We start from the raw sequence: 22704 nt of genomic DNA on the forward strand, positions 1-22704 counted from the left end.
GGGCCTTCCTTCGGGCAGGAATAGGCCCAGTCCTTACAACTGAATTTTCGACGCATTGAGAACCGATTGGAGATCAGCCTGAGCCAGAGCCGCGACTTCGCCGACAACAATGATCGCCGGATTGCCAACGCCCGATTCCGTTACCTTCTCTAAGATAGTTTGCACATTGCCAACCACAGTCCGTTCGTCGGGTAGAGTTCCGTTCTGAATGATGGCTACGGGCGTATCGGTCTTACCAACTTCGGCGAAAACCGCCATGATCTCGGCGAGTTTGTGCATACCCATTAGCACGACGACCGTTGCCGACGATTGAGCCGCTAAGCGGAGATCGGTCGACAATTGGCCGGCTTTCGTGGTACCCGTAACGACCCAGAAACTCTCCGAAAGGCCCCGTGTTGTCAGCGGAATACCGGCTGAAGCGGGTACGGCATAACTACTGGAAATGCCGGGAATAACGGCAGTCTCGATACCGTATTGACGGGCAAATTCGATTTCTTCGTAGCCGCGTCCGAACACAAACGAGTCACCACCCTTTAAGCGGACAACGTGACCGTATTGCTGCGCATAATGGACGATCAGCGGGTTAATGTCTTCCTGCACGCACGAATACGCACCCCGGCGTTTGCCCACGTAGACTTTGAGTGCGTCGGGACGGCAATGGTCGAGTAAGTCAGGGTGAACGAGCGCGTCATACATGACCACGTCAGCCTGCTGCAAGGCCCGAATGCCCTTTACCGTTATTAAATCCGGATCACCAGGTCCGGCTCCTACGAGCGTCAATTTCATTGTCGGAAATGAATGAGTGGAAGAGCGAAAGAGTGAATAGGCAATTGGACTTTCACTCATTCACTCTTTCGCTTTTAGTTTAGCTGTCCTGAGCCTGCGTGAGTTCCCGCAGTTCGGGGGTGCCTTCCTGTTCAATCTGCGCTTCGCGGTAGGATTGAACAGTTTGCAGAAAAGCCTCTGCCTTCGCCATGAACTGACGGGCAAATGTTTCTGACGGTTCCTGTTTGTTGATACTGAACACCAGCGATTTGAAGTCACCTTCGTGCTGGTGGAAATCAGATTCACCCACGAATGTTTTGTCGAAATCACTGACAATACCATGCTGCGTGTTCGTAGGCACGTCACGACTCATCAGGGCCGCTCGGGCACCGGTAATGAATACGTTGTAAGTGTGGTAAAGTGCGTCGGCCCAACGGCTCTCGGCAAGGGCTTCCTGTGCCCAGCCGAGTTTTTCGCTAGCCTCGGTGAGGGTGGTAGCAACGAGATCGATCAAGACACTCGCGCACTCGCCAATACCCACTTCGGTGACGTACTGTTCCGTGTGATCCCAGTCAATATAGTCGCTGTCAACCAAGGTTTTCAGATCGGCCAGTGGCTTTAGCAGCTGATAAAAATAATTTTTACCCTGCCGGGCGTAATAATCGCTATAATACTCTCCGTCGAAGCCATTGGCTTCGTAATCGCGTAGCAAAAAGCGAAGAGAATCAGGACCACGTTTGGCCGGAATTTTGATCACTTTATCGGCAATTAAGCCTTCGCCTTTGCCATTGAAGCCACCGCCAAGCAATACCTGTAACGCGGGCAATACGTAAGCACCATTCTTGAGCGACGATCCGTGATAACCAATGTTGGCTACCGAGTGCTGACCGCAACCGTTCATGCATCCCGAGATTTTGATCTTGATATCGTCGTTGAAAACCAGATCCGGAAACTCCTCGTGCATCATCGTCTCTAGCGCCCGTGTGATGCCGTAACTGCTCGAAATGGCCAGATTACAGGTATCGGTGCCCGGACAGGTAGTGATGTCAGCCGTTGTGTCGAAGCCGGGGTCAGCCAGTCCTAGTGCATCGAGTGCGTGGAAAACGGCAACAAGGTCTTCGGGACGGATGTATCGAAGCAGATACCCCTGATTGACCGTTACGCGAATGTCGTCAGCGGCATACTGTTTCACAAGTTGAGCCAGCGAACGAGCCGTATCCGAATGCATATCACCGAGCAACACGCGCAACTGAACGGCATACCAGCCCGCCTGTTTTTGTTCGAATACGTTCGTTTTGAACCAGGTGGTCAACTTTTGACTATCTGGGCTTGCCGGATCAGCCGCCAGCGTGTAGTTGCTAACTTCCGGACGAGCAGGGTACAAACTTTCCGCCGAAAACTGCGAGCTATTGACTGAATACGCTTTGTTACGTAAAGCGGGCGTCTCTTCACTGACCCGACGAAGCAGTTCGTCCAAACCAATGTCATTGAGCAAATACTTCATCCGGGCTTTGTGGCGTTTCTGACGTTCGCCATAGCGATCAAATACGCGAATGACGCCCTCAATGAACGGAATCGCCTGATCTTCTTCCAAGAACTCCGTTGCTGTCTGTGCAGAAAAAGGCTGTGCGCCCAATCCACCGCCGAGTAGTACTTTAAAACCACGCTTTCCATCCTGGATACGGGGAATCAATCCCACATCATGCATGTAGCCATAGGCCGAATCTTTCTCGCTGGAAGAGACGGATATTTTAAACTTCCGGCCCATGTCCTGACAAATCGGGTTGCGCAGAAAGTAATCGAATATCGAGTAGGCGTAGGGTGTAATATCGAACGGTTCAATGGGGTCAATACCCGCGCGAGCCGAGCCCGTCACGTTTCGAACGGTGTTGCCACAGGCTTCTTTGAGCGTAATGCCGGCATCTTCAAGGTCAGCCCATAGCTGAGGAGAGTCCGCCAGTTTAACGAAGTGGAGCTGAATATCCTGGCGCGTCGTGGCGTGGAGATTGCCCGTCGCATACTTATCCGACAGATCCGCGATTCGGGTGAGCTGATCCGCCGAGATTCGTCCGTGGGGGAGTTTGATCCGGATCATCTGCACGCCGGGTTGCCGCTGGCCGTAGACGCCCCGTGTAAGCCGAAACTTCCGGAAGGCTTCATCAGCAATGTCGCCGGACCGGAACGAACTGATTTTGTTTTCCAGATCCACTATATCGCGCTTGGCCGCTTTGCTGACGTTATCGGTAAGTTGGATAGCCATAACTCCTATTCTCTATAGATTTAATCAACTAATACATTGAAACAAAAACGCCGTTTTACCCGGCGTTTGTAGAAATAACTGTTTCTATGTACAATGATAAAGGAAATTTCAGCGGCTTCAGTTCAGGATGCGCCCAACTATTGGTTATGGACGATTAGCAGAAGTTATAGAGATGTAGTATAATCAATACTTGTAACGGGGATAACTGGTGGGGTCAGCAAGTCCGTCATACCGTTTCTCGCTTGTTCCTTCGGCGTGCTAGGCTTCTACAGAGCCTTTAAACGACATCTCCCGTTCGCAGACGATCGGCTGCAAACAGGAGATGCTGATGTACTATGGCTGTACTTGATTGATCCTAAGCTTCACCCACCAGCATGACGGCACCAACCGTCACGTTTGAGGTTTCGTCGATCAGGATGGCCCCGCCCGTAGCCCGGTTCTCTTGATAGGAATCGAAGCTAACCGGCTGGGCCGTACGCAGTACTATTTTTGCCAGATCGTTTAGCTTCAGATTCTCAATACCGTCAATCTCTTCATACGTGTTGACGTTCAACTGGTATACGATTTCGCGGACAGAACAACGCGTACGGGATGTTCCTACCTGGAGCACGTATTTGTTGCCGACTTTGCATTCTTTGGTATCCATCCAGCAGAGCATGGCTTCGAGGCTTTGGCTACTGGTCGGCTGACTATCGGACCGAACAATCAGGTCGCCCCGGCTAATATCGACATCAGTGGCTAAATGCAGTACTACCGACATCGGAGAAACAGCTTCGTCGAGGTGGGTTTCGGCAATTTCGATCGCGTCGATTGTCGAGGTTTCGCCGGAAGGTAATACCGTGACGGAATCACCTTTGCGAAATGAACCGCTCGTTATTTTACCCGCATAGCCCCGGTAATCGTGAAGCTCCGCGGTTTGCGGACGGATAACATACTGAACCGGGAAGCGGCCGGGCAGGGGTGCCTGCTGGTCCAGATCGGTGTCCTCGATGTCAACGGTTTCCAGATGTTCCAGCAGGGTAGGTCCTTCGTACCAGCCCATTGAACTCGACCGGTCGACAACGTTATCGCCATTGAGTGCACTCAACGGAATATAAGACACGTGCTTGACGTTCAGCTTTTTCGCTAGTTCAGCGTAGTGAATGCAGATGTCGGAGAATACGTCCTGCGAGTAACCAACGAGGTCCATTTTATTGATCGCCACTACAATATGCGGGATGCCCAGCAGCGAGGCAATCAGCGAATGCCGGCGGGTCTGCTCAACCACGCCATGCCGCGCATCGACCAGCACGATAGCCAGTTGACAGTTCGACGCTCCCGTAACCATGTTTCGCGTATACTGAATATGGCCTGGCGCATCAACGATGATGAACTTCCGTTTTGGCGTTTGAAAATAACGATAGGCCACGTCGATCGTAATGCCCTGTTCGCGTTCTGAGCGTAGCCCATCGGTTAATAGAGCGAGGTCAATTTCACCATCGTCCCGGCTCTTGCTGGCCCGTTCGATGGCTTCAAGCTGATCGGCCAGAATGGATTTGGAATCGTAAAGAAGCCGCCCGATGAGCGTACTTTTGCCGTCGTCAACCGAACCGGCTGTTATAAATCGGAGAAGATCCATTGATTAGAAAGTAAAAGAGTGAAAGAATGAAAGAGTGGATGGCGCATCAATTTTCGCTCTTTCACTCTTTTAGTCATTCACTCATCAAAAATACCCGCCCTTCTTGCGATCTTCCATAGCGGCTTCGCTGAGTTGGTCGTCCATGCGGGTTTCGCCCCGTTCGGAGATGCGGGTCGCCTGGATTTCGTCGATCACATCGTCGAGTGTCGAGGCCTGTGACTCAGAGGCTGCGGTACAGGAAATATCGCCAACGGTTCGGAAACGTACCCGGCGGGTTACCAGCTGATCGTCGGCTTCGGGTTTGATAACGCCACCGGCGGTAGCCATCAGTTTGCCGTCGCGGATGAGCAGCTCGCGCTCATGGGCGAAGTAAATGCTGGGTAGTTCAATTTTTTCGCGCCGGATGTAATTCCAGACGTCGAGTTCGGTCCAGTTCGAAATGGGAAATACACGAACGTTCTCACCCTTGTGAATGCGGCCGTTGTACAAATTCCAGAGTTCAGGACGCTGCCGTTTGGGGTCCCACGAGCCGAACTCATCACGAACGGAAAATACCCGTTCTTTGGCCCGCGCTTTTTCTTCATCCCGACGTGCCCCACCAATGCAGGCATCGAATTCGAACTCTTCAATCGTATCGAGCAACGTAAAGGTTTGCAAACCATTTCGGGTAGCATTCCGGCCCGTTGGCTCTTTCAGCTTTTTCTCGCGAATGGTATCTTCGACGTACCGGACGATGAGTTTTTCGCCGATACGGTCGGCCAGATTATCGCGGTAATCGAGGGCTTCCTGAAAGTTATGGCCTGTATCAATATGAACCAGTGGAAACGGGAATTTACCCGGACGGAAGGCTTTTAGCGCCAGATGAACCAGCGTAATGGAATCTTTACCACCCGAAAACAGTAGGGCAGGGCGCTCAAATTGACCGGCTACCTCCCGCATGATGTGGATGGCTTCGGATTCGAGCTGATCTAAATAATCTAACTTCATTGGCTTTTGATCGTAATGTCTGAGCACGCTACAACGATACGGTTATTCCGCGAATACCTTACGGTTTAAAGGCTTCCTCGTGACTATGTAATCCGCACTCTTTCTTTGAGTTATCTTCCCACCACCAGCGTCCCGCCCGGAAATCTTCACCGGGCTGAATGGCGCGTGTGCAGGGCTGGCAACCAATGCTGACAAAGCCCCGATCATGGAGTGGGTTATAAGGTACGTTATTGTCTTTGACGTATTGCTTTACCGCATCGAATGTCCAGTCCATCAAGGGATGAAACTTGAACAGGTTATGGGCGCCGTCCCATTCGAGTTGTGGCATAGATTGGCGGTTGGCCGATTGTTCAGCCCGGATACCAGTCACCCAGATTTTCTGCCCTTGCAACGCCCGGTTTAGTGGCTCAACTTTGCGAATGCCGCAGCACTCTTTCCGGTTTTCGACGGAATCATAAAAGCTGTAAGGCCCTTTGTCTGTCATCAACTTTTCAATCGCGTCAGCTTTGGGGAAATACGTGTCGATGGTGGTGCCGTACCGATCGTTCGTCTTTTTCCAGACCGAATAGGTTTCCGAAAACATACGGCCCGTATCCAGCGTAAAAATCTTGATAGGAATGTCGTTGGCCAGAATCAGATCCGTGATGACCTGATCTTCGTAACCCAGACTGGTCGAAAAAATAACTTCACCGGGAAACAGGGCGGCCAGCGTGCGCAACGCTTCGATGTTGTTCAGGCCGTGTAGTCGCTCGGTCAGACTTTCGAGCGTATAGGATGTAGGTTCCGCAATCATAATTTCTGTTTTAATGAAACCGCCTTCCCCGTCTTGGCCGACTGCCGGGCGGCATCCAGAATTTCCATGACAATCATGTTATTTTCTAATGACGTTAATTCATCGGGTTTAGTTTCTCCGTGAATCAGCTTTGCGTAGTACGCAAATGGGTCAGTGGCAGGTGCTTCGCTCTGTGCTACTTCGGTGGGGCGCTCGTTGGCTTCGTCCTTTAACCGAATCCGCATTCGCGTGCCGTCGACGGTGAAGACATAGCCGGTCTGACCGTATACTTCCATGTCCTTGCGGGCAAACGGCCAGTTCCACGAGGCCTGTATGATCGTCTGCGTCTTTGGATAGGTCAGGATGATCGTGCCCTCGTCATCGACTTTTGGATAGATGTCAGGCTTGATCTGCTGGGTAACTGCCATAACGGACAAGGGCCGCTGGTTGTGCATGAGCCAGGTCGATAGGTTAGCTCCGTAACAGCCAAAATCAAATAATGCCCCGGCACCATTCGTAGCCGGGTCCGTCAGCCAGTCCAGAAATTCCTTGTTAACGTTGATTTCTTTCGGTCCCTGATGGCCGTCATGAACCACAATTTTCCGCAGGTCGCCAATCGCTTTTTCGGTATTGGCCAATGCGTAGGCTTTGTGATTGCTGCCGTACCAGGTTGTTTCGTAATTCGTCAGTAGCTGAACGTTGTGTTTTTTTGCCAACGTTTCCATCTGTTTGGCATCGGCAAAGCTTGTCGCCAGCGGCTTCTCAACCATCACGTGAATACCCCGTGGCGCGCAGCGTTCAACGGTTTTTCGGTGGTCGACAATCGGGCCGAAATCAGCAACGGCTTCGGGTTTGGTTTTGTCGAGCATCTCCTCAACCGTCGGATAAACCAGGCTCATGCTATAACCGTGCTGTTTGGCAAATCGCTCGGCCAGTTCGCGGTTCGGTTCGGCAATGCCGACAATGTCGATATCGGTCTGGTTCTTCTCTTTAAACGCCTTGTTCAGAATACCGTGAACGTGCGAGTGCACTAAGCCAACGACACCAACGCGAAGCGGCTTTTTCGCGCTTTGGCCGTGAGCTGACTGGATCAGCAGTACTAGTAAAACGACATGAACGGCGGTACGTACCATCAGTAAGGTATTGTTAGTTGGCCAGCATTGGCTTTGATCGCTCAGCAACAATGTGCATTAAGCCACCTTCTCTTTAACCACTTCCGCCGACTTTTCTACTGCCTGCGTGAAATCGTCGATCAAATCCTCGATCGCTTCCAGGCCGACCGAAATGCGAATAAGGCCGGGCGTAATGCCTAAGACGGCTTTCTCTTCGGGCTTCAGTTTAGCGTGCGTGGTTGTGTTTGGGTTGGTAACGATCGTTCGCGAGTCGCCCAGATTTGACGATAGTGTAGGAATCGTCAGCGCCTTGAAAAACGCATTTACCCGGTCGAAGCCGCCTTCCAGTTCAATGGTCACAATAGCACCCCCCGCGCTCATCTGCCGCTTCGCCAGATCGTACTGCGGATGAGAGGGTAGGAAGGGATACAAAACTCGCTCTACGTCCGCGTGCGTATCCAGCGCTTCGGCCAGTTGTAATGCGTTGCGGCAATGACGCTCCATACGCAGGTCCAGGGTTTCCAGACTCTTCGACAGCACCCAGGCATTGAACGGCGACAACGATGGCCCCGTATGCCGCGCGAAGAACCGAATTGGCTGGATTAGCTCCTTCGAACCAACGACGATACCACCCAGCACCCGTCCCTGACCGTCCATGAATTTCGTGGCCGAGTGGATCGATAGATCGGCACCGAAATCAATTGGTGTTTGCAGAATAGGGGTAGCAAAGCAGTTATCGACGTTCAGGATGAAACCGTATTTTTTCTTTAACCGACCCAGCATCTCCAAGTCAACCAGCTCAAGGCCGGGGTTCGATGGCGTTTCGAGGTAAACCATTTTGGTGTTCGGCTGCATGGCCGCTTCCCAATCGGCTTCGCTGGCCGTGGCATCGACGTAGGTATGCGTGATGCCCCACTTGCTAAGAATTTGGGTGATGATCTGGTGAGCAGAACCAAACAAGGCCCGGCAGGCTACCAGGTGGTCGCCCGATTTCAACAGACCGGCCATGCTCGCGAATACGGCCGCCATGCCCGTTCCTGTCGCGATACCGTCCTCGGCGTTTTCCAGCATGCAGACCTTATCAACGAACTCCGTCACGTTCGGATTCGAGAAGCGGGAATAAATATTGCCTTCTTCCGTTTCGTCAAATAGGGCTTTTCCCTGTTCGGCACTTTCGAAGGCGAAACTTGAGGTTAGGTATATGGGGACCGAATGTTCGCGGTTCTGCGATTTCTTCGACTGGATACGGATCGCTTTGGTTTGTTTTTTCATACTTGTCTGGATCAGGATGCTGCCTGGCCTTTCAACTTACACGGGCCAAGCAGGAGCCTGGCCCAGACACTAAAAGAACTTAATGATTTTACGCAAACTTACGAGGATTACCACAATTCCGACGAGGATCATCATAGTTTTGATCGGTAGCTTGCGCGAAAGGTGAGCAGCAATCGGAGCGGCAATCATGCCACCCAGAATCAGCCCCAGAATAACCATGCCGTAGTTGCCGAGACCAACGTAAAGCGCAAAAACGACCGATGAGGCAAACGACACAAAGAACTCGGCCAGGTTAACGGAGCCAATCGTGTAGCGCGGGTGCCGACCGGCGGCAATGAGGGTCGAGTTGACGATAGGACCCCAGCCCCCTCCGCCAATGGCATCGACAAAACCACCGAACCACGCCAGCAGGCCAATCTGACGGATGGGCTTTTTCTTTGTTCGTTTGACTAACGCTTTTTTGATAATCAGGATACCGAGAATAGCCGTGTAGACCGATATAGCGGGAGATAAGTAGTCGGCAACCAGTTCCAGGTCCGATAACTTAACGATCAGAAATGCGCCTAAAGCAGCCCCAATGACGCCCGGAATCAGGACAATCTTAAATAGGCGGCTGTTGACGTTACCAAATTTCAGGTGCATGTAACCCGACACGCCCGAGGTGAAGATCTCGGAACTGTGTACACTGGCTGTGGCAAAGACGGGGCTGATGCCTACGCTGGTTAAAAAGGTTGTCGCCGTAACACCGTAGGCCATGCCCAGAGCACCATCGATCATCTGGGCCACAAAACCAGCCGCAATAAAGTAGAAGATCTCGGGCGTTATATCAACGGCACTAACAATGACCGTCAACCGGTCCAGCGTAAAGTAACTCAACAGCAGGTGACCAACAACCATCAGCGCCAGCGCGGCAAAGACATAGATCGCGATTTCGGTCCGGTTACGTCGCCTGAGCAACGGATTCGAGGCTGAATCGGATGTGATGACCTGCGCATCCGGAAACGCCGTTCGCAATGCGTTCGCCTGAGCAGTTGTCTGTGTGAGGTCACCCTGTAGGTTGACTTTTAAGCCGTTAAGATCAAATGGGAGGGTAGGTGGTGAAGCACGTTCTCCGGATGATGCCAGTTCGGTTTCGTCCTGACTATGCATAGTGTTTAAATTCTATCGACTTAATAGATTTGTAAGCTTATGAAAAGCGGCACAATGAAGTGCCGCTTTAGCTGTTGATGGATGAGTTGCCAAAGATAACGAGATCCGGGCCGTAAATACAAATAAATGACGGATTTCATGCGATTGTCAGCGCACAAGGGCAACGCTGCCCACCCGTTTCTGGCGGCTATCGCCCCGTAACAGAACATCGGCTTCATAGGCATACTGGCCCGATGGCATCGGCACACCCCGGTTCGTACCATCCCAGCATTCGCCGGCGTTGCTGCTGTTGAGCGGAATGTCACTAACGTCAAAGATGACTTCACCCCAGCGGTTCCAGATCCGGAGCCGGGCAATACGGGTTACGCTATCTAAATTCTCTACTTAACCACCTTCCACACTTCCAACGGACGATCCGTAGACATGATGTCGGCCCCGTTTTCGGCGAACTTTTTGTAAACCTGGTCGCCTTTGGCAGCGGCCTGTTTGTCGAGATTACCGAGGGTTCCCAGGATGCAGGCAATGCCTTTCTGGTGCAGAAACTGGTAAAGTTCTGATTCCGGTTCTTTGACGCCGACAAACGCAACCATTCGATTGTCAGGAATGCCGAGTTCGCGCAGCCGGTCGTATTCGGCGCGGTTGCGAATAGTTACCGAAATCATCAAACTCGGGTCCAGTTTATTAACCTTAGCTGCGTCCTGCGCATTATAGGTAATAATAGCGGCATAATCGCTCATGCCGGTTTTGCGCACCATGTTCACGATTTTCTCAAAAGAAACGTTCCGTTTCACGTCGAGCGTAAATCCTACTTTGCCCTTGCCCCAGTTAAGTACCTGCTCCAATGAGGGAATTCTATATGTGGTGACGTTGCCCATGTTGTCTTCCAGACGGTACTGAGCGAGTTCGGCGTAGGTTTTGTCGATCAGTTTGCCGGTTCCCGTAGTGGTGCGGTCGAGGGTGGCGTCGTGCATCATCACCAGCATGCTGTCTTTCGTCAGGTCAATATCGCATTCAATGATGACGGGCAGATTTTTAGCCAGGTACGCGAATGATTCGATGCAGTTTTCCGGGTAACCCTTTAAGTCGCCACCGCCCCGATGAGCCGAGATTTTCGCCGGGCCATTGTTGGGTTTATAACTAAAGAATGCGGGTCCACCACCTGCCGGAATTTTAGTGTAGGTCTTTGGGGAGCAGGTTGTGAGGCCAAGTCCCAGGCCCAGAAACAGGAGAATTTTTGTCGTCATATGCAGGAAGAACGTTTTTGGGGATTTCGAGCGTGAAGGCGCTGGTAATTAATGGGTTTATACGCCGTATCGCCAGGATGCACCACACAAAGTACACTATACTTCTATAGTTATCGAACAATCAGGAACCGTTCGGGCAAGTCGTGTTGTTGATGAGTTAGTGATGGTATAGCGCCGGATCAACTGGGTCGTGAATGTCCCCGGAAACCGTGAAAATAGAGTGCCAATGTCAGAATTCATAACGATCACGGGTTCTTGGTGCTGCATTACCTGATTGCTCAGCTGGATTTGAACCCGGCAGTGCCCATTTACTTTTTGCGATGTCCTTACAATCAACAACGTATGATTCCCTTTTCAATTCTCGATCTTTCGCCTATCGTGGCTGGTAATACGCCGACGCAGGCTTTACATAATTCGCTTGATCTGGCCCAACATGCCGAACGGCTGGGCTATAACCGCTATTGGGTTGCCGAACACCACAACATGCCGGGTATCGCCAGTGCGGCCACATCGGTCGTGATCGGGTACATCGCCGGGGGCACACGAACAATTCGCGTGGGATCGGGTGGGATTATGCTGCCCAACCATTCGCCACTGGTGATCGCCGAACAGTTTGGTACGCTGGAGTCGCTTTATCCGGGTCGGATCGATCTGGGGTTAGGGCGCGCGCCCGGCTCCGATCAGCTGACCGCGCGGGCGTTGCGTCGGGATGCAACGAACGCCGACACATTTCCGCAGGATGTCATTGAGCTGATGCAGTATTTTCAGCCCGATGAAACCAACCAATTCGTGCAGGCTATACCCGGTGTTGGACTCAATGTGCCCGTTTATATTCTGGGGTCGAGCCTGTTTGGTGCACAGTTGGCGGCCATGCTTGGCCTGCCGTATGCTTTTGCGTCGCACTTCGCTCCGGCGCAGCTGATGCAGGCACTGGCCATTTATCGGGATCGGTTCAAGCCGTCTGAACAGCGGGAAAAGCCCCATGCTATGGTAGCCGTCAACGTTGTCGCTGCCGATACCGATCAGGAAGCGGAGCGGCTGTTTACATCGGTTCAACAGCAGTTTCTGTATATCCGGCGTGGGAAAGCCCGGCAGATGCAACCACCGGTTGACGATTTGACCGCCAACTGGCCGGATTACGAATTAGCCGGTATCGCGCCAGTGTTAGGCTTTTCGGTGGTAGGTTCTCCCAAAACGGTACAACGTGGTCTTGCCCGTATTATTGAGCAGACAAAAGCCGATGAGTTGATCATTTCAGCCCCGATTTTCGATCATCAGGCGCGTCTACATTCGATCGAACTGACAGCCGAAGCGCGGACAGCGCTGGCGTCTCAGGAGAGGACCGCAACGGCTGTTTATTAGGTAAAAAAAGGTTTGGTAGGTCAGATTTCATACGCCGTATCTCCAAGATAAGGCGTATGAAATCTGACCTACCAAACCGGTAACCCTTGATCGTTACGTATCGAATCAATTAAATCACAACGTTGACGATCCGTTTCGGCACAACGACGACTTTTTTCGGCGACTTACCTTCCAGCCATTTCTGTACAATCTCGTCGGCCAGCACCTCGCGCTCGATGTCGGTCGGGGCGCGGTCAATGGCAAAGCTGATCGTTGTCCGGACTTTACCGTTGATCTGGATCGGATACTCGAACGCATCTTCAACCAGATAGTTGGGATTAAACGTCGGGAATGTCGCTTTCGAAATTGTTCCTGGCACGTTCCCCAGAGCGGCCCAAAGTTCCTCTGTAATGTGCGGAGCGTAGGGCGACAGTAGGATGACCAGCTCCTGCAAAACGGCGCGTTTGTGGCAGTTCAGCGTCGCCAACTCATTCACGCAAACCATGAAGGCACTCACCGACGTATTGAATGAATACGCTTCAATGTCGCTTTCTGCTTTCTGAATGGTTTTGTGCAGCACTTTTAATTCCGCTGGCGTTGGCTGTTCGTCCGTAACGATCCACAGGTCGCTTTCGGTAGCGGTGCTGTCTTTGTTATCCTTATAGAACAACCGCCAGAACTTGCGCAGGAAGCGGGAAACACCGTCGATACCATTGGTATTCCAGGGTTTTGCCTGCTCCAGCGGACCGAGGAACATTTCATACAGCCGCAACACATCCGCGCCGTATTTCTCCACGATCATGTCCGGATTGACGACGTTGAATTTTGACTTCGACATCTTTTCGACCTCCGCCCCAACGATGTATTTGCCGTCTGGTTCAAGAATGAACTCCGCATTGTCGGTCAGATCAGGCCGGGATTTTCTGAACTCGTTAATGTCCAGCACATCATTCTCGACAATGTTAACATCAACGTGTAGGGGCGTTACGTCCTGAGTACCGACTTGATTGAGCGATAAGAAAACCGGGGGCGTTCCTTCCACACCTGTTCCTTTCAGACGATACACGAAATTGCTGCGCCCCTGAATCATCCCTTGATTGATCAGCTTTTTGAACGGCTCATCCTGCGGCACGAAGCCCCGGTCTTTCAGGAATTTGTTCCAGAAACGGCTGTAGAGCAGGTGGCCGGTCGCATGTTCCGTACCGCCGATGTAAAGGTCCACATTTTGCCAGTAATCGATGGCTTTTTTGGACGCAAACGCACTGTCGTTGTTCGGATCCATGTAGCGATACCAGTACCACGACGAACCCGCCCAGCCCGGCATTGTGCTCAACTCATATTCGTACCGGGAGCCGTTGCTTCTTCCGGTATATTTCCAGTCTTCAGCGCGACCCAGCGGTGGTTCGCCGGTCTCGGTTGGCAGGTACTTGTCAATGGCTGGTAACTCAAGCGGCAGGTCGCTCTCATCGATCAGGTAAGGCAACCCATCATTAAAATAAACGGGCACGGGTTCACCCCAGTAGCGTTGACGGCTGAATACCGCGTCGCGCATCCGGTAGTTGATTTTACCACGACCCAGCTCACGCTTCTCCAGCCAGGCTACCAACGTTGCCGTAGCCTCTTTGTAGGTCAGGCCATTGATGATGCCCGAGTTGATGTAATGCCCTTCTTTCGTGTTGTCGGCCTGTAGATCGATCGCTTTCTGCGCGTCCAGAATCGGAACGATGGGCAGCCCGAAATGCGTCGCAAAATTCCAATCGCGCTGATCCCCCGACGGAACGGCCATCACCGCGCCCGTACCATAGCCGGCCAGTACGTAGTCAGCCAGAAAGATCGGGACCTCTTCGCCACTAAGCGGATTGATGCAGTAACTACCCGTAAACACGCCCGAAACGGCTTTCGTATCGGCCATCCGGTCCCGTTCGGAACGTAGTTTGGCTGCGCTCACGTAAGCATTTACCGCTTCCTGCTGCTCTGGCGTGGTCAATGAAGCAACCAATTCATGTTCAGGAGCCAGCACCATAAACGTCACCCCGTAGATCGTATCAACACGGGTCGTGAAGACTTCGATGACCGATGACGGAAGCGAAACAGACTCGCCACCGATCTGCTGGGTTGATTTAATCGGGAATTTGACGCTAGCACCCACCGATTTGCCGATCCAGTTGCGTTGCTGCTCTTTCAGCGATTCGGTCCAGTCGATGGTGTCCAGACCCGTCAGCAACCGGTCGGCGTAGGCCGTGATCCGCATCATCCACTGGCGCATTAGCTTCTGCTCAACGGGGTAGCCGCCCCGTTCCGATACACCGTCTTTCACTTCATCGTTCGCCAGCACCGTTCCCAATGCCGGGCACCAGTTGACGACTGCATCGGCCAGAAAGGTCAGCCGGTATTTTAAGGTTATCTCATAGGCTTCCCGCGTCGAGAAGGCGTTCCACTCGGCGGCTGTGAACGACGGCACATCTTCGTCGCAAACGGCGTGCACATCGGTGGTGCCATTGATTGCAAACTTGTCCGTCAGGGTTTCGATTGATTCGGCCCGGTCGGTATCCTTATTGTACCAGCTCCGGAACAGTTCCATGAAAATCCACTGCGTCCATTTGTAGAAAGACGGGTCGGATGTACGAACTTCCCGCGTCCAGTCATAACTGAAACCGATGTTTTTGAGTTGTTCGATATAACGAGCCCGGTTATGCTCGGTCGTGATGGCCGGATGCTGGCCGGTCTGGATGGCATACTGTTCGGCAGGAAGTCCAAACGAATCGAAACCCATCGGGTGCAGCACGTTATACCCTTTCAGCCGCTTGTAGCGCGACACAATGTCCGACGCAATGTAGCCCAGTGGGTGACCAACGTGCAGGCCCGCGCCGGATGGATACGGAAACATGTCGAGTACGTAGTACTTCGGCTTCTCTGTACTTTCTTCTGGCTTGTAGGTATGATTTTCGTCCCAGAACCGTTGCCAATCTTGTTCGATCTTACGGTGGTTGTACTCCATATAAACGGATAAGAATTACTGCGATAGAATGGGCAAAGATACCAATTTTGACCGTTCTGGCTGCTAACAATTAACCAGAACCCACTGTCTGACCATATACATGATGAAAAGCGCGCGAATTGCCGGATTAGGTTCTTACGTTCCGGAACGGGTTGTTCCCAATGCCGAACTGGCTCCGCTGGTCAACGTGTCGGACGAATGGATTCAGGGACGGACGGGTATCGAGGAGCGCCACTACCGCAAAAAACGCGGGGAAACGACCACGACAATGGGGGCCGCTGCCGCCCGAATCGCCATCGACCGGGCCGGAATCCTCCCTTCTGACGTTGACTTTATCATCTTTGCTACTCTTAGCCCCGATTATTATTTCCCCGGAAACGGCGTCTTGCTCCAGCGCGAACTCGGCATCACGCACCAGACGATGGGGGCGCTTGACATTCGTAACCAGTGCTCCGGCTTCATCTACGCGCTGTCCATTGCCGAACAATTTGTCAAGACCGGGAAATACAAAAACGTGCTGATCGTCGGGGCGGAAACTCATTCACACAGTCTGGACTTTACCCCGTCCGGTCGGGATGTAACGATCCTGTTTGGGGACGGGGCCGGGGCTGCCATCATTCAACCCTGCGACGAACCGGGGCGGGGTATTCTGACGACGCATCTCCACGCCGATGGTACGTATGCCGAGGAACTGGCCTGTATCAATCCGGGCGCACACGGGGGCTACTACGCTGAAAAATACCAGCTCCGGTTTTCGGAAGAGGAGGTCGAGGCTATTGTGCTCAACGACGATCACACCAGCATTCCTTACATGAACGGCCAGACCGTCCTGCGCCATGCGGTGACGCGCTTTCCGGAAGTGATTCTGGAAGCATTAACGGAGATGAACCTGTCGCCGAAGGACATCGATCTGTTGGTGCCGCATCAGGCCAATCTGCGCATTGCACAACTGGTGCAGAAACGACTGGGCCTGACGGACGAAAAAGTGTTTAACAACATCCATAAGTTCGGAAACACGACAGCGGCTTCCATTCCCATTGCGCTCTGCGAAGCCTGGGAGCAAGGAAAAATCGACGATGGTGCTTTACTTTGCGTAGCCGCGTTCGGAAGCGGTTTTACGTGGGGTTCGGCCCTGATTCGGTGGTAGATGCGCAACAACACGCTTTGGTATATCGTATTGATCAGTCTGACGGCTGGGCTGGGGAGTCTGGCCGTTGGTAATTTCAGCCTCCCGCTCTCCAACGGGAATGATACCGATCAGTTCGAATACGTTGGCTATTTCTTCGGCAAAAACCTGACCCTCTGGCCATTCCCGCACCTCAACCTGTTCAATAACCAGTCCTTTTATCCGTACGGAATCAATCAGGTGTTTCTGGACTGGGGCTTCGAGCGTGACTACTGGTATTCACTCTGCTACCGCCTGTTCGACGGCGCTGGCCCTTATCTTCAATTCTATTACGTATATAGTTTGCTCGTTGCCGCTGTTGGCACGTTTACCCTGATCGTTCCGCGATTCGGTCAGCCAAAGGCGTTAATGCTGTCCCTGATTGTGTCGGTATTTAATTTCTATGCGCTCTGGAAATTTCCCGAACACATGAATATCTGCGTCGATCACTGGACGGTGCTGTGTATGGTCGCCACATACCGAATCTTGCTGGATGTGGTCGATCGGAAGACAATTTCGCTTTCTCAGTGGCTGGTGTGGATATGGCTGCATTTCGAAGTGCTGGGGCAGGAACTGGGTTACGTCGCCGGATTTGCGCTAACCTTGACAACGCTGACGGTACCTGTGCTGGCGGTGTTACTGGTCCAGCGGTTTCCGGTGCCGGGTCGTTGGCCAATACTTATCCGTGATTATGTGCGTGATCAGTGGGGTCGACAAGCGGGGCTTATCATCGGCTGTATCCTGTTGATTGTCCTTAGCGCGTGGCTCTACCTGCCCCTGACGTTGCAAGTCGCGCTGACGGCCTGGCAATTTGATTTCGGCATCGTGCCGGAGCTTCGTGCCTGGTCGCATCCGTTGCGCTTGCTGATTCCGCACTTGCCGGGTATACACAGTTATGCCCTTCCCTACCAACAATGGCTAAAGGATTCGTTTGAAAGCTATGGACAGGGAAGTCCGGGTCTCTATCTGGTCATGCTGGCTGGTGTAGGCTGGTGGCAAATTCGCCGACGGGTAGCCTTGTGGTTACCATTGGTCACGATGCTGGTTTTGTGTTTGCTCTACCATCCGGTTCTGTTGCCGACGCTGAAAGTGTTTCCCTGGTTTAGCTTTAATCGGCATGGTGGGCGGTCCAGTCTGATTATCCCTGTTCTACTGGGCTTACTCGCGTTATCCGTGGCGTGGCCCCGGAAGCTGTTGGGTCAGATCGGGCTTGTAGTCTTGCTTGGGCTGCTGGGAGCCGAATGGTATACCGGCTACCGTATGCGTTTGTTTATACCCGTTGATTTGGCATCTCAAAGCCTGTTGCGCTACTGCGCGGTGGTGAAACAACAACCCGGTGTCGCCGTGCTCGACTGGCCATTCTGTACCATCGGCGCGGATGGTGTGGGGGCGAAAGAGGGCCTCTGTCCGTACTACGACCGGCAAAATGCCGTGTTTACGTTTCGCCGTTTTTACGATAAACGGGCTGTCGGACAGTATTTTGGTCGGTTGCACCCCGATCAGATTCGGCCTTTTCTGCGCGATGGCTGGCCCCGCCTGCTGACTCCCGGCTACGCGTTTACGGCCCAGGACTGGCAGTTTCTCGATTCGTTCTTGCATACTAACAAGTTCGCCGGTATCAACCTGTATCCCGATCTGCTAACGCCCCCGCAGGTCGCCCAATTCTATCAGCGCTATGGTCGCCCGATTGCTGAAACGCGATTTCCGGCGGCTGGTCGGGTCGTGTTTATCCCAATTCACAGAAAAAGATAGGTAGCCGTAACACGGTACGCAACGGGTTTTACGTTTTTGGCGTATAGATAAGTAAGACCAACTGGCTGACTGCGCATGAGATGATTCTGTACGATTTTTTAGTGATCACCTCTTCCTGATTTTCGTACTATCTTATGCGACGTTTTACTCCGTTCGCGACGCTCCTCAACGTCGCTTGTATTGGCCTTTGTGTGTTCGGATGCCAGACCGACAGCGAGGTAACGGCCCTTTCGACCGACTGTCTGGTGAAAGCGTCGACCACCAGTGGCCAGACCGTTTCCGGTGCCTACATCATTACCTACCAGCCAACGACAACGCTGCCGGTTGCTCCCGGCGCTCGTGTTGCCGCTGCCGAAGTGTCGGCGGAACAATTGCTGACGACTTACCAGGTGGCCGATGCGCAGGTAGCCATACTTGGGTCGGATGAGCAGACCAGCTTTCTCGCCCACCTGACCACCGACGAAGTGGAACGGGTGCGGCAGAATCCGGCAGTAGCGGCCATTGAACCAGACCGAATCATGGCTATCTGTAACTGCGTCGATGTACAAACCTCATCGACCCTGCTCTGGAATATTCAGCAGACGGGCTACGGGCGGGGTGACCTGCAAACTGATAAAACGGCCTGGATTATCGATACGGGCATCGATCTGGACCATCCGGACCTGAACGTCGATACGAACCGCAGCCGGTCATTCGTGAGTGGTCAGACATCGGCTAACGATGAGAACGGGCACGGTACGCACGTTGCCGGGGTCGTCGGTGCCAAGAATAACAACGTTGGTGTGACGGGTGTTGCGTCCGGTGCGCGGCTGGTCGCGTTGCGGGTGCTCGACGAAGACGGTGAAGGCCGATTGTCGGGGATTATTCAGGCGGTCAATTACGTAGCGACGAATGGGAAATCGGGTGATGTGGTCAACATGAGCCTGGGTGGTGATGGCATATCCAACGCGCTTGAAAGCGCAATTTTGAAAGCGGCTAACGCGGGTATCCTGTTTGCCATTGCTGCGGGCAACGACAGTAAAAACAGCGATAATTACTCGCCCGCGCGGGTTAATCACGCCAACGTGTTTACCGTATCGGCCATGAACCAGAGCAATCAGTTTGCTTCATTTTCTAATTTCGGGAGTAGCGTCGACGTATGTGCCTATGGCGTTCGCATCACGTCGACCTACAAAGATGGTAAGTACGCAACGCTGAGCGGTACATCGATGGCCGCTCCCCACGTTGCAGGCTTGCTTTACATTCGCGGCAGTAAGCTACCGACGCATGGCACTGTAACGGGTGATACCGATGGCAAACCCGACCCGATGGCGGGTGAGTAAGCGGAGTTTGTTCCCGCAAAATTCTGGTACATCTGGTCGAGACTCCTGTTTCAACCCATTTACATTATCTGGATCTGGTATGCCGCGCTAGCTTTGTAACGTGGACCTCTGGTCCGCATACTATGTTATTCGTTGTGACCAATAGCTCGAAGCGGCTATCATAAAAAGCCCCGCACTGGTTTTGATACCAGTGCGGGGTTAAACAAAACAAAAACCAGTGCGGCTAGTCGGCAACGACAATCAAGGGTGCAACCTCCTCCGGATCGTTTTCGGCGGCTGCTTTCCGTTGTTTGAGCGCCTTTCGACCTGCCTTCTTTAAGGTCACGTCGTAGAGGTCCGTCCGGCGATCTTTGAGCACCTGTACCGAACCGTGTTCGTGAAGTTCTTTCAACAGGCTCAGGTCAACGTCGGCAATAAGTACCATTTCGGTGTTCGTTGTCGCTTCGGCCTTCACCGCATTCGTCGGGAACTGGAAATCGGAAGGCGTAAACACGGCTGACTGCGCGTAGTTGATATCCATGTTGTGGACCTTTGGCAGATTGCCAACACAACCCGCTATGGCTACGTAGCATTCATTTTCGATGGCCCGTGCCTGCGCGCAGTGACGAACCCGCGAATACCCATTCTGCGTATCGGTGAGGAACGGCACGAACAGAATTTGCATGCCCTGCTGGGCCAGAATCCGACCCAGTTCGGGGAATTCGACGTCGTAGCAGATCAGCATACCGATTTTACCACAGTCGGTGTCGAACGCCCGGATTTCGTAACCGCCCACCATCCCGTAGTGCTTCACCTCGTTCGGGGTGATATGAATCTTGCGGTACTCTTCCCAGGAACCATCGCGACGGCACAGGTAAGCGACGTTGTATAATTTTCCATCCTCATCAACGAGCGGCATACTACCCCCAACGATGTTGACATTGTAGGAGATGGCCAGCTCGCAGAGCTTTTCGCGGACGGGTTCGGTAAAGTCGGCCAGTTTACGAATAGCGACCGGTTCGGGCAGATCGTTGAAATCGGCCATGAGCGGTGTATTGAAAAACTCCGGCAGCACCATGAAGTCGGCCCGGTAATCGCTGACCGCATTCACAAAGAACTCAACCTGATCCAAAAACGAATCCAGATTTTTGAACAGCCGCATCTGCCACTGGATCACGCCAAGCCGGATAATCGAATCCGTATGCGGCTTTTTGTCCTTCTCCGCGACGTAATAAATATTGATCCATTCGAGCAGCGTAGCGTATTCCTTTGACTCGGTGTCGCCGGGCAGGTAGCCGCGCAGGACTTTCCGGACGTGAAAATCGTTGGAAAGCTGAAACGTTAGGGTCGGGTCGTAAACTTCTTTCTGCTTTACCTTGGCAATGTACTCGCGGGGAGACAGTTCGTTGGCAAATTTATTGTAGTTCGGGATACGTCCTCCGGCCAGAATGCCTTTGAGATTAAGTTGTTCACAGAGTTCCTTCCGGGCATCATACAGCCGACGACCCAGCCGCAGATCGCGGTGGTCGGGGTGAACAAACACTTCGATACCGTACAGGTAGTCGCCCTCGTCATTATGCGTCTTGAAGGTGTAGCCGCCCGTAATTTCGTGATATGTATGATTATCGCCGAAGTTGTCATACTTCACCCGAATGGCCAGGGCAATAGCGACGACTTTACCATCGACCTCCACGCAGAACTGACCTTCCGGAAAGATAGAGAGCAGTTTTGTGATCGAGCTTTTCGGCCAGTAATCACCGCCAATACCGCTGTAGACCTCAATCATGGTTTCCTTGAGGTCGTGATAATCTTCTTTCTGTAATGTTCTGGTTTGTATATGCATATTTTTTTGATCGAGTGGGAAGTTGGCTTTTCGATGGTAGACGATGGCTAGTGGCTAACCGACACCACCATCCTCTTCTCCATTTCCGAGATCATCTCATCGGTCAGGTCCAGATGGGTTACGAAGCGCACGAGGTGCTTGCCAAACGTAACGCCACGAATGCCTTTAACTTCCAACTGTGCAACGTAATCGGTTGCCAAGAGGTTTGCCGGGAGCCTAAAAATCACAATATTGGTGTCAATTGGCAGAATTTCTTCCACTTCGGGCAGCTGTTCGAGGATAGCGCCGATCTTTCGGGCGCGGGCATGGTCAATTTTCAGGCGGTCTACGTGATGATCGAGGGCGTAGATACCCGCAGCAGCCAGAAAACCAGCCTGCCGCCAGCCACCCCCCATCAATTTGCGGTAGCGTCGAGCCTGCCGAATCATATCGGCCTTCCCCAGCAGGAGGGACCCCACCGGGCAGCCCAGTCCCTTGGACAGACAAATACTGATCGAATCGAAAAGCTGGCCGTAGGCTTCGGTTGGTTCGCCCGTTTCGACGAGGGCGTTAAAAAGCCGGGCCCCGTCGAGGTGTAGCAATAAACCGTGCTCATCGCACACGTGCCGGATGGCGGCAATTTCGGGTACGGTGTAGTAGCAGCCACCGCCTTTGTTGACCGTATTTTCTAGCACGACCAGACGTGATAGCGCTTTGTGCGGATCGGACGGGCTGTAGATGTACTCGCGGATGAGGTCGGGCGTGAGTTTCCCCCGTTCGCCGTGAGCCAGACTAACCGACGCCAGCGCGTTAACGGAAATGCCACCGCCTTCGTACTGATACACGTGCGACAGATAATCACAAATGACATCGTCGCCGGGTCGGGTGTGCGTACGAATCGCAAGCTGGTTGGTCATTGTTCCCGATGCGCAGAACAACGCCCCTTCCATGCCGAACAGCGCAGCCGCTTTCGCTTCGAGGGCGTTGACGGTTGGGTCATCGCCGAGCACATCGTCGCCCAATTGAGCGGAAAACATAGCCTCGCGCATGGCGGGCGTGGGTTGAGTAATGGTATCGCTACGCAGGTCAATAGTCATAAAACAAAGGTCGCTCAGAATCAAATTGCGGACAACCCGACTGTGCTTG

The 22704-nt window shown here is 52.9% G+C and carries 16 protein-coding genes and 1 pseudogene; 4 read left to right on the top strand and 13 right to left on the bottom strand.

Translation table 11 applies throughout. From position 1 onward, the window contains the following. Positions 1-33: 33 nt before the first annotated feature. The 10 genes and pseudogenes from cobA to GK091_RS10795 form a co-directional block, all read right to left on the bottom strand. Positions 34-786, bottom strand: a complete 753-nt coding sequence (cobA, locus tag GK091_RS10750; protein WP_164037215.1) for a uroporphyrinogen-III C-methyltransferase — start codon at positions 784-786, stop codon at positions 34-36. Between the two features lie 79 nt (positions 787-865). After that, entirely contained in the window at positions 866-3025 is a 2160-nt protein-coding gene (locus tag GK091_RS10755; RefSeq protein WP_164037218.1) for a nitrite/sulfite reductase, read from the bottom strand. Positions 3026-3380: 355 nt separating this feature from the next. Next, on the bottom strand, positions 3381-4643 hold the full coding sequence (locus GK091_RS10760; protein ID WP_164037221.1) for a sulfate adenylyltransferase subunit 1: 1263 nt from the start codon (positions 4641-4643) through the stop codon (positions 3381-3383). 84 nt (positions 4644-4727) lie between these two features. Beyond that, complete coding sequence (cysD, locus tag GK091_RS10765) at positions 4728-5630, bottom strand: sulfate adenylyltransferase subunit CysD (protein ID WP_164037223.1); 903 nt, start codon at positions 5628-5630, stop codon at positions 4728-4730. 58 nt (positions 5631-5688) lie between these two features. After that, on the bottom strand, positions 5689-6423 hold the full coding sequence (locus GK091_RS10770) for a phosphoadenylyl-sulfate reductase (RefSeq protein ID WP_164037226.1): 735 nt from the start codon (positions 6421-6423) through the stop codon (positions 5689-5691). Continuing rightward, entirely contained in the window at positions 6420-7535 is a 1116-nt protein-coding gene (locus GK091_RS10775; protein WP_164037233.1) for a Gfo/Idh/MocA family protein, read from the bottom strand. Before GK091_RS10775 ends, GK091_RS10770 begins: the two co-directional genes overlap by 4 nt. Before the next feature lie 57 nt (positions 7536-7592). Further along, entirely contained in the window at positions 7593-8786 is a 1194-nt protein-coding gene (locus GK091_RS10780; protein WP_164037235.1) for a trans-sulfuration enzyme family protein, read from the bottom strand. A gap of 69 nt (positions 8787-8855) precedes the next feature. After that, positions 8856-9935, bottom strand: a complete 1080-nt coding sequence (locus GK091_RS10785; protein WP_164037238.1) for a sulfite exporter TauE/SafE family protein — start codon at positions 9933-9935, stop codon at positions 8856-8858. A gap of 147 nt (positions 9936-10082) precedes the next feature. Next, positions 10083-10304 (bottom strand): annotated as a pseudogene (locus GK091_RS10790) (T9SS type B sorting domain-containing protein); the annotation flags it as partial. 11 nt (positions 10305-10315) lie between these two features. Beyond that, positions 10316-11179, bottom strand: coding sequence for a glycerophosphodiester phosphodiesterase family protein (locus tag GK091_RS10795; RefSeq protein WP_164037242.1), 864 nt, complete (start codon positions 11177-11179; stop codon positions 10316-10318). A 342-nt stretch (positions 11180-11521) separates the two neighbouring features. Here GK091_RS10795 and GK091_RS10800 point away from each other — a divergent pair, with 342 nt between their 5' ends. Then, positions 11522-12541: an LLM class flavin-dependent oxidoreductase gene (locus tag GK091_RS10800; RefSeq protein ID WP_164037245.1), complete on the top strand. Its 1020-nt coding sequence runs from the start codon at positions 11522-11524 to the stop codon at positions 12539-12541. A gap of 109 nt (positions 12542-12650) precedes the next feature. Here the strand turns inward: GK091_RS10800 and leuS are convergent, their stop codons facing one another. Beyond that, entirely contained in the window at positions 12651-15518 is a 2868-nt protein-coding gene (gene leuS, locus GK091_RS10805; RefSeq protein ID WP_164037247.1) for a leucine--tRNA ligase, read from the bottom strand. Positions 15519-15621: 103 nt separating this feature from the next. Here leuS and GK091_RS10810 point away from each other — a divergent pair, with 103 nt between their 5' ends. The 3 genes from GK091_RS10810 to GK091_RS10820 all read left to right on the top strand — a co-directional run bounded on the left by GK091_RS10810 (position 15622) and on the right by GK091_RS10820 (position 19757). Next, positions 15622-16665, top strand: a complete 1044-nt coding sequence (locus GK091_RS10810) for a 3-oxoacyl-ACP synthase III family protein (RefSeq protein ID WP_164040715.1) — start codon at positions 15622-15624, stop codon at positions 16663-16665. After that, positions 16666-18435, top strand: coding sequence for a hypothetical protein (locus tag GK091_RS10815; protein WP_164037249.1), 1770 nt, complete (start codon positions 16666-16668; stop codon positions 18433-18435). A gap of 134 nt (positions 18436-18569) precedes the next feature. Next, positions 18570-19757 (top strand): S8 family peptidase, encoded by a 1188-nt coding sequence (locus GK091_RS10820; protein ID WP_164037252.1) that lies wholly within the window; start codon positions 18570-18572, stop codon positions 19755-19757. Positions 19758-19980: 223 nt separating this feature from the next. Here GK091_RS10820 and GK091_RS10825 read toward each other — a convergent pair whose 3' ends face one another. Both GK091_RS10825 and GK091_RS10830 read right to left on the bottom strand, forming a co-directional pair. After that, positions 19981-21579, bottom strand: a complete 1599-nt coding sequence (locus GK091_RS10825; RefSeq protein WP_164037254.1) for a carbon-nitrogen hydrolase family protein — start codon at positions 21577-21579, stop codon at positions 19981-19983. A gap of 47 nt (positions 21580-21626) precedes the next feature. Further along, positions 21627-22655 carry a threonine aldolase family protein gene (locus GK091_RS10830; RefSeq protein ID WP_164037257.1) on the bottom strand — a complete coding sequence of 343 codons (1029 nt, stop codon included), beginning with the start codon at positions 22653-22655 and terminating at the stop codon, positions 21627-21629. Positions 22656-22704: the final 49 nt, after the last annotated feature.

The sequence above is a fragment of the Spirosoma agri genome (genome assembly GCF_010747415.1).
Taxonomy (GTDB): domain Bacteria; phylum Bacteroidota; class Bacteroidia; order Cytophagales; family Spirosomataceae; genus Spirosoma; species Spirosoma agri.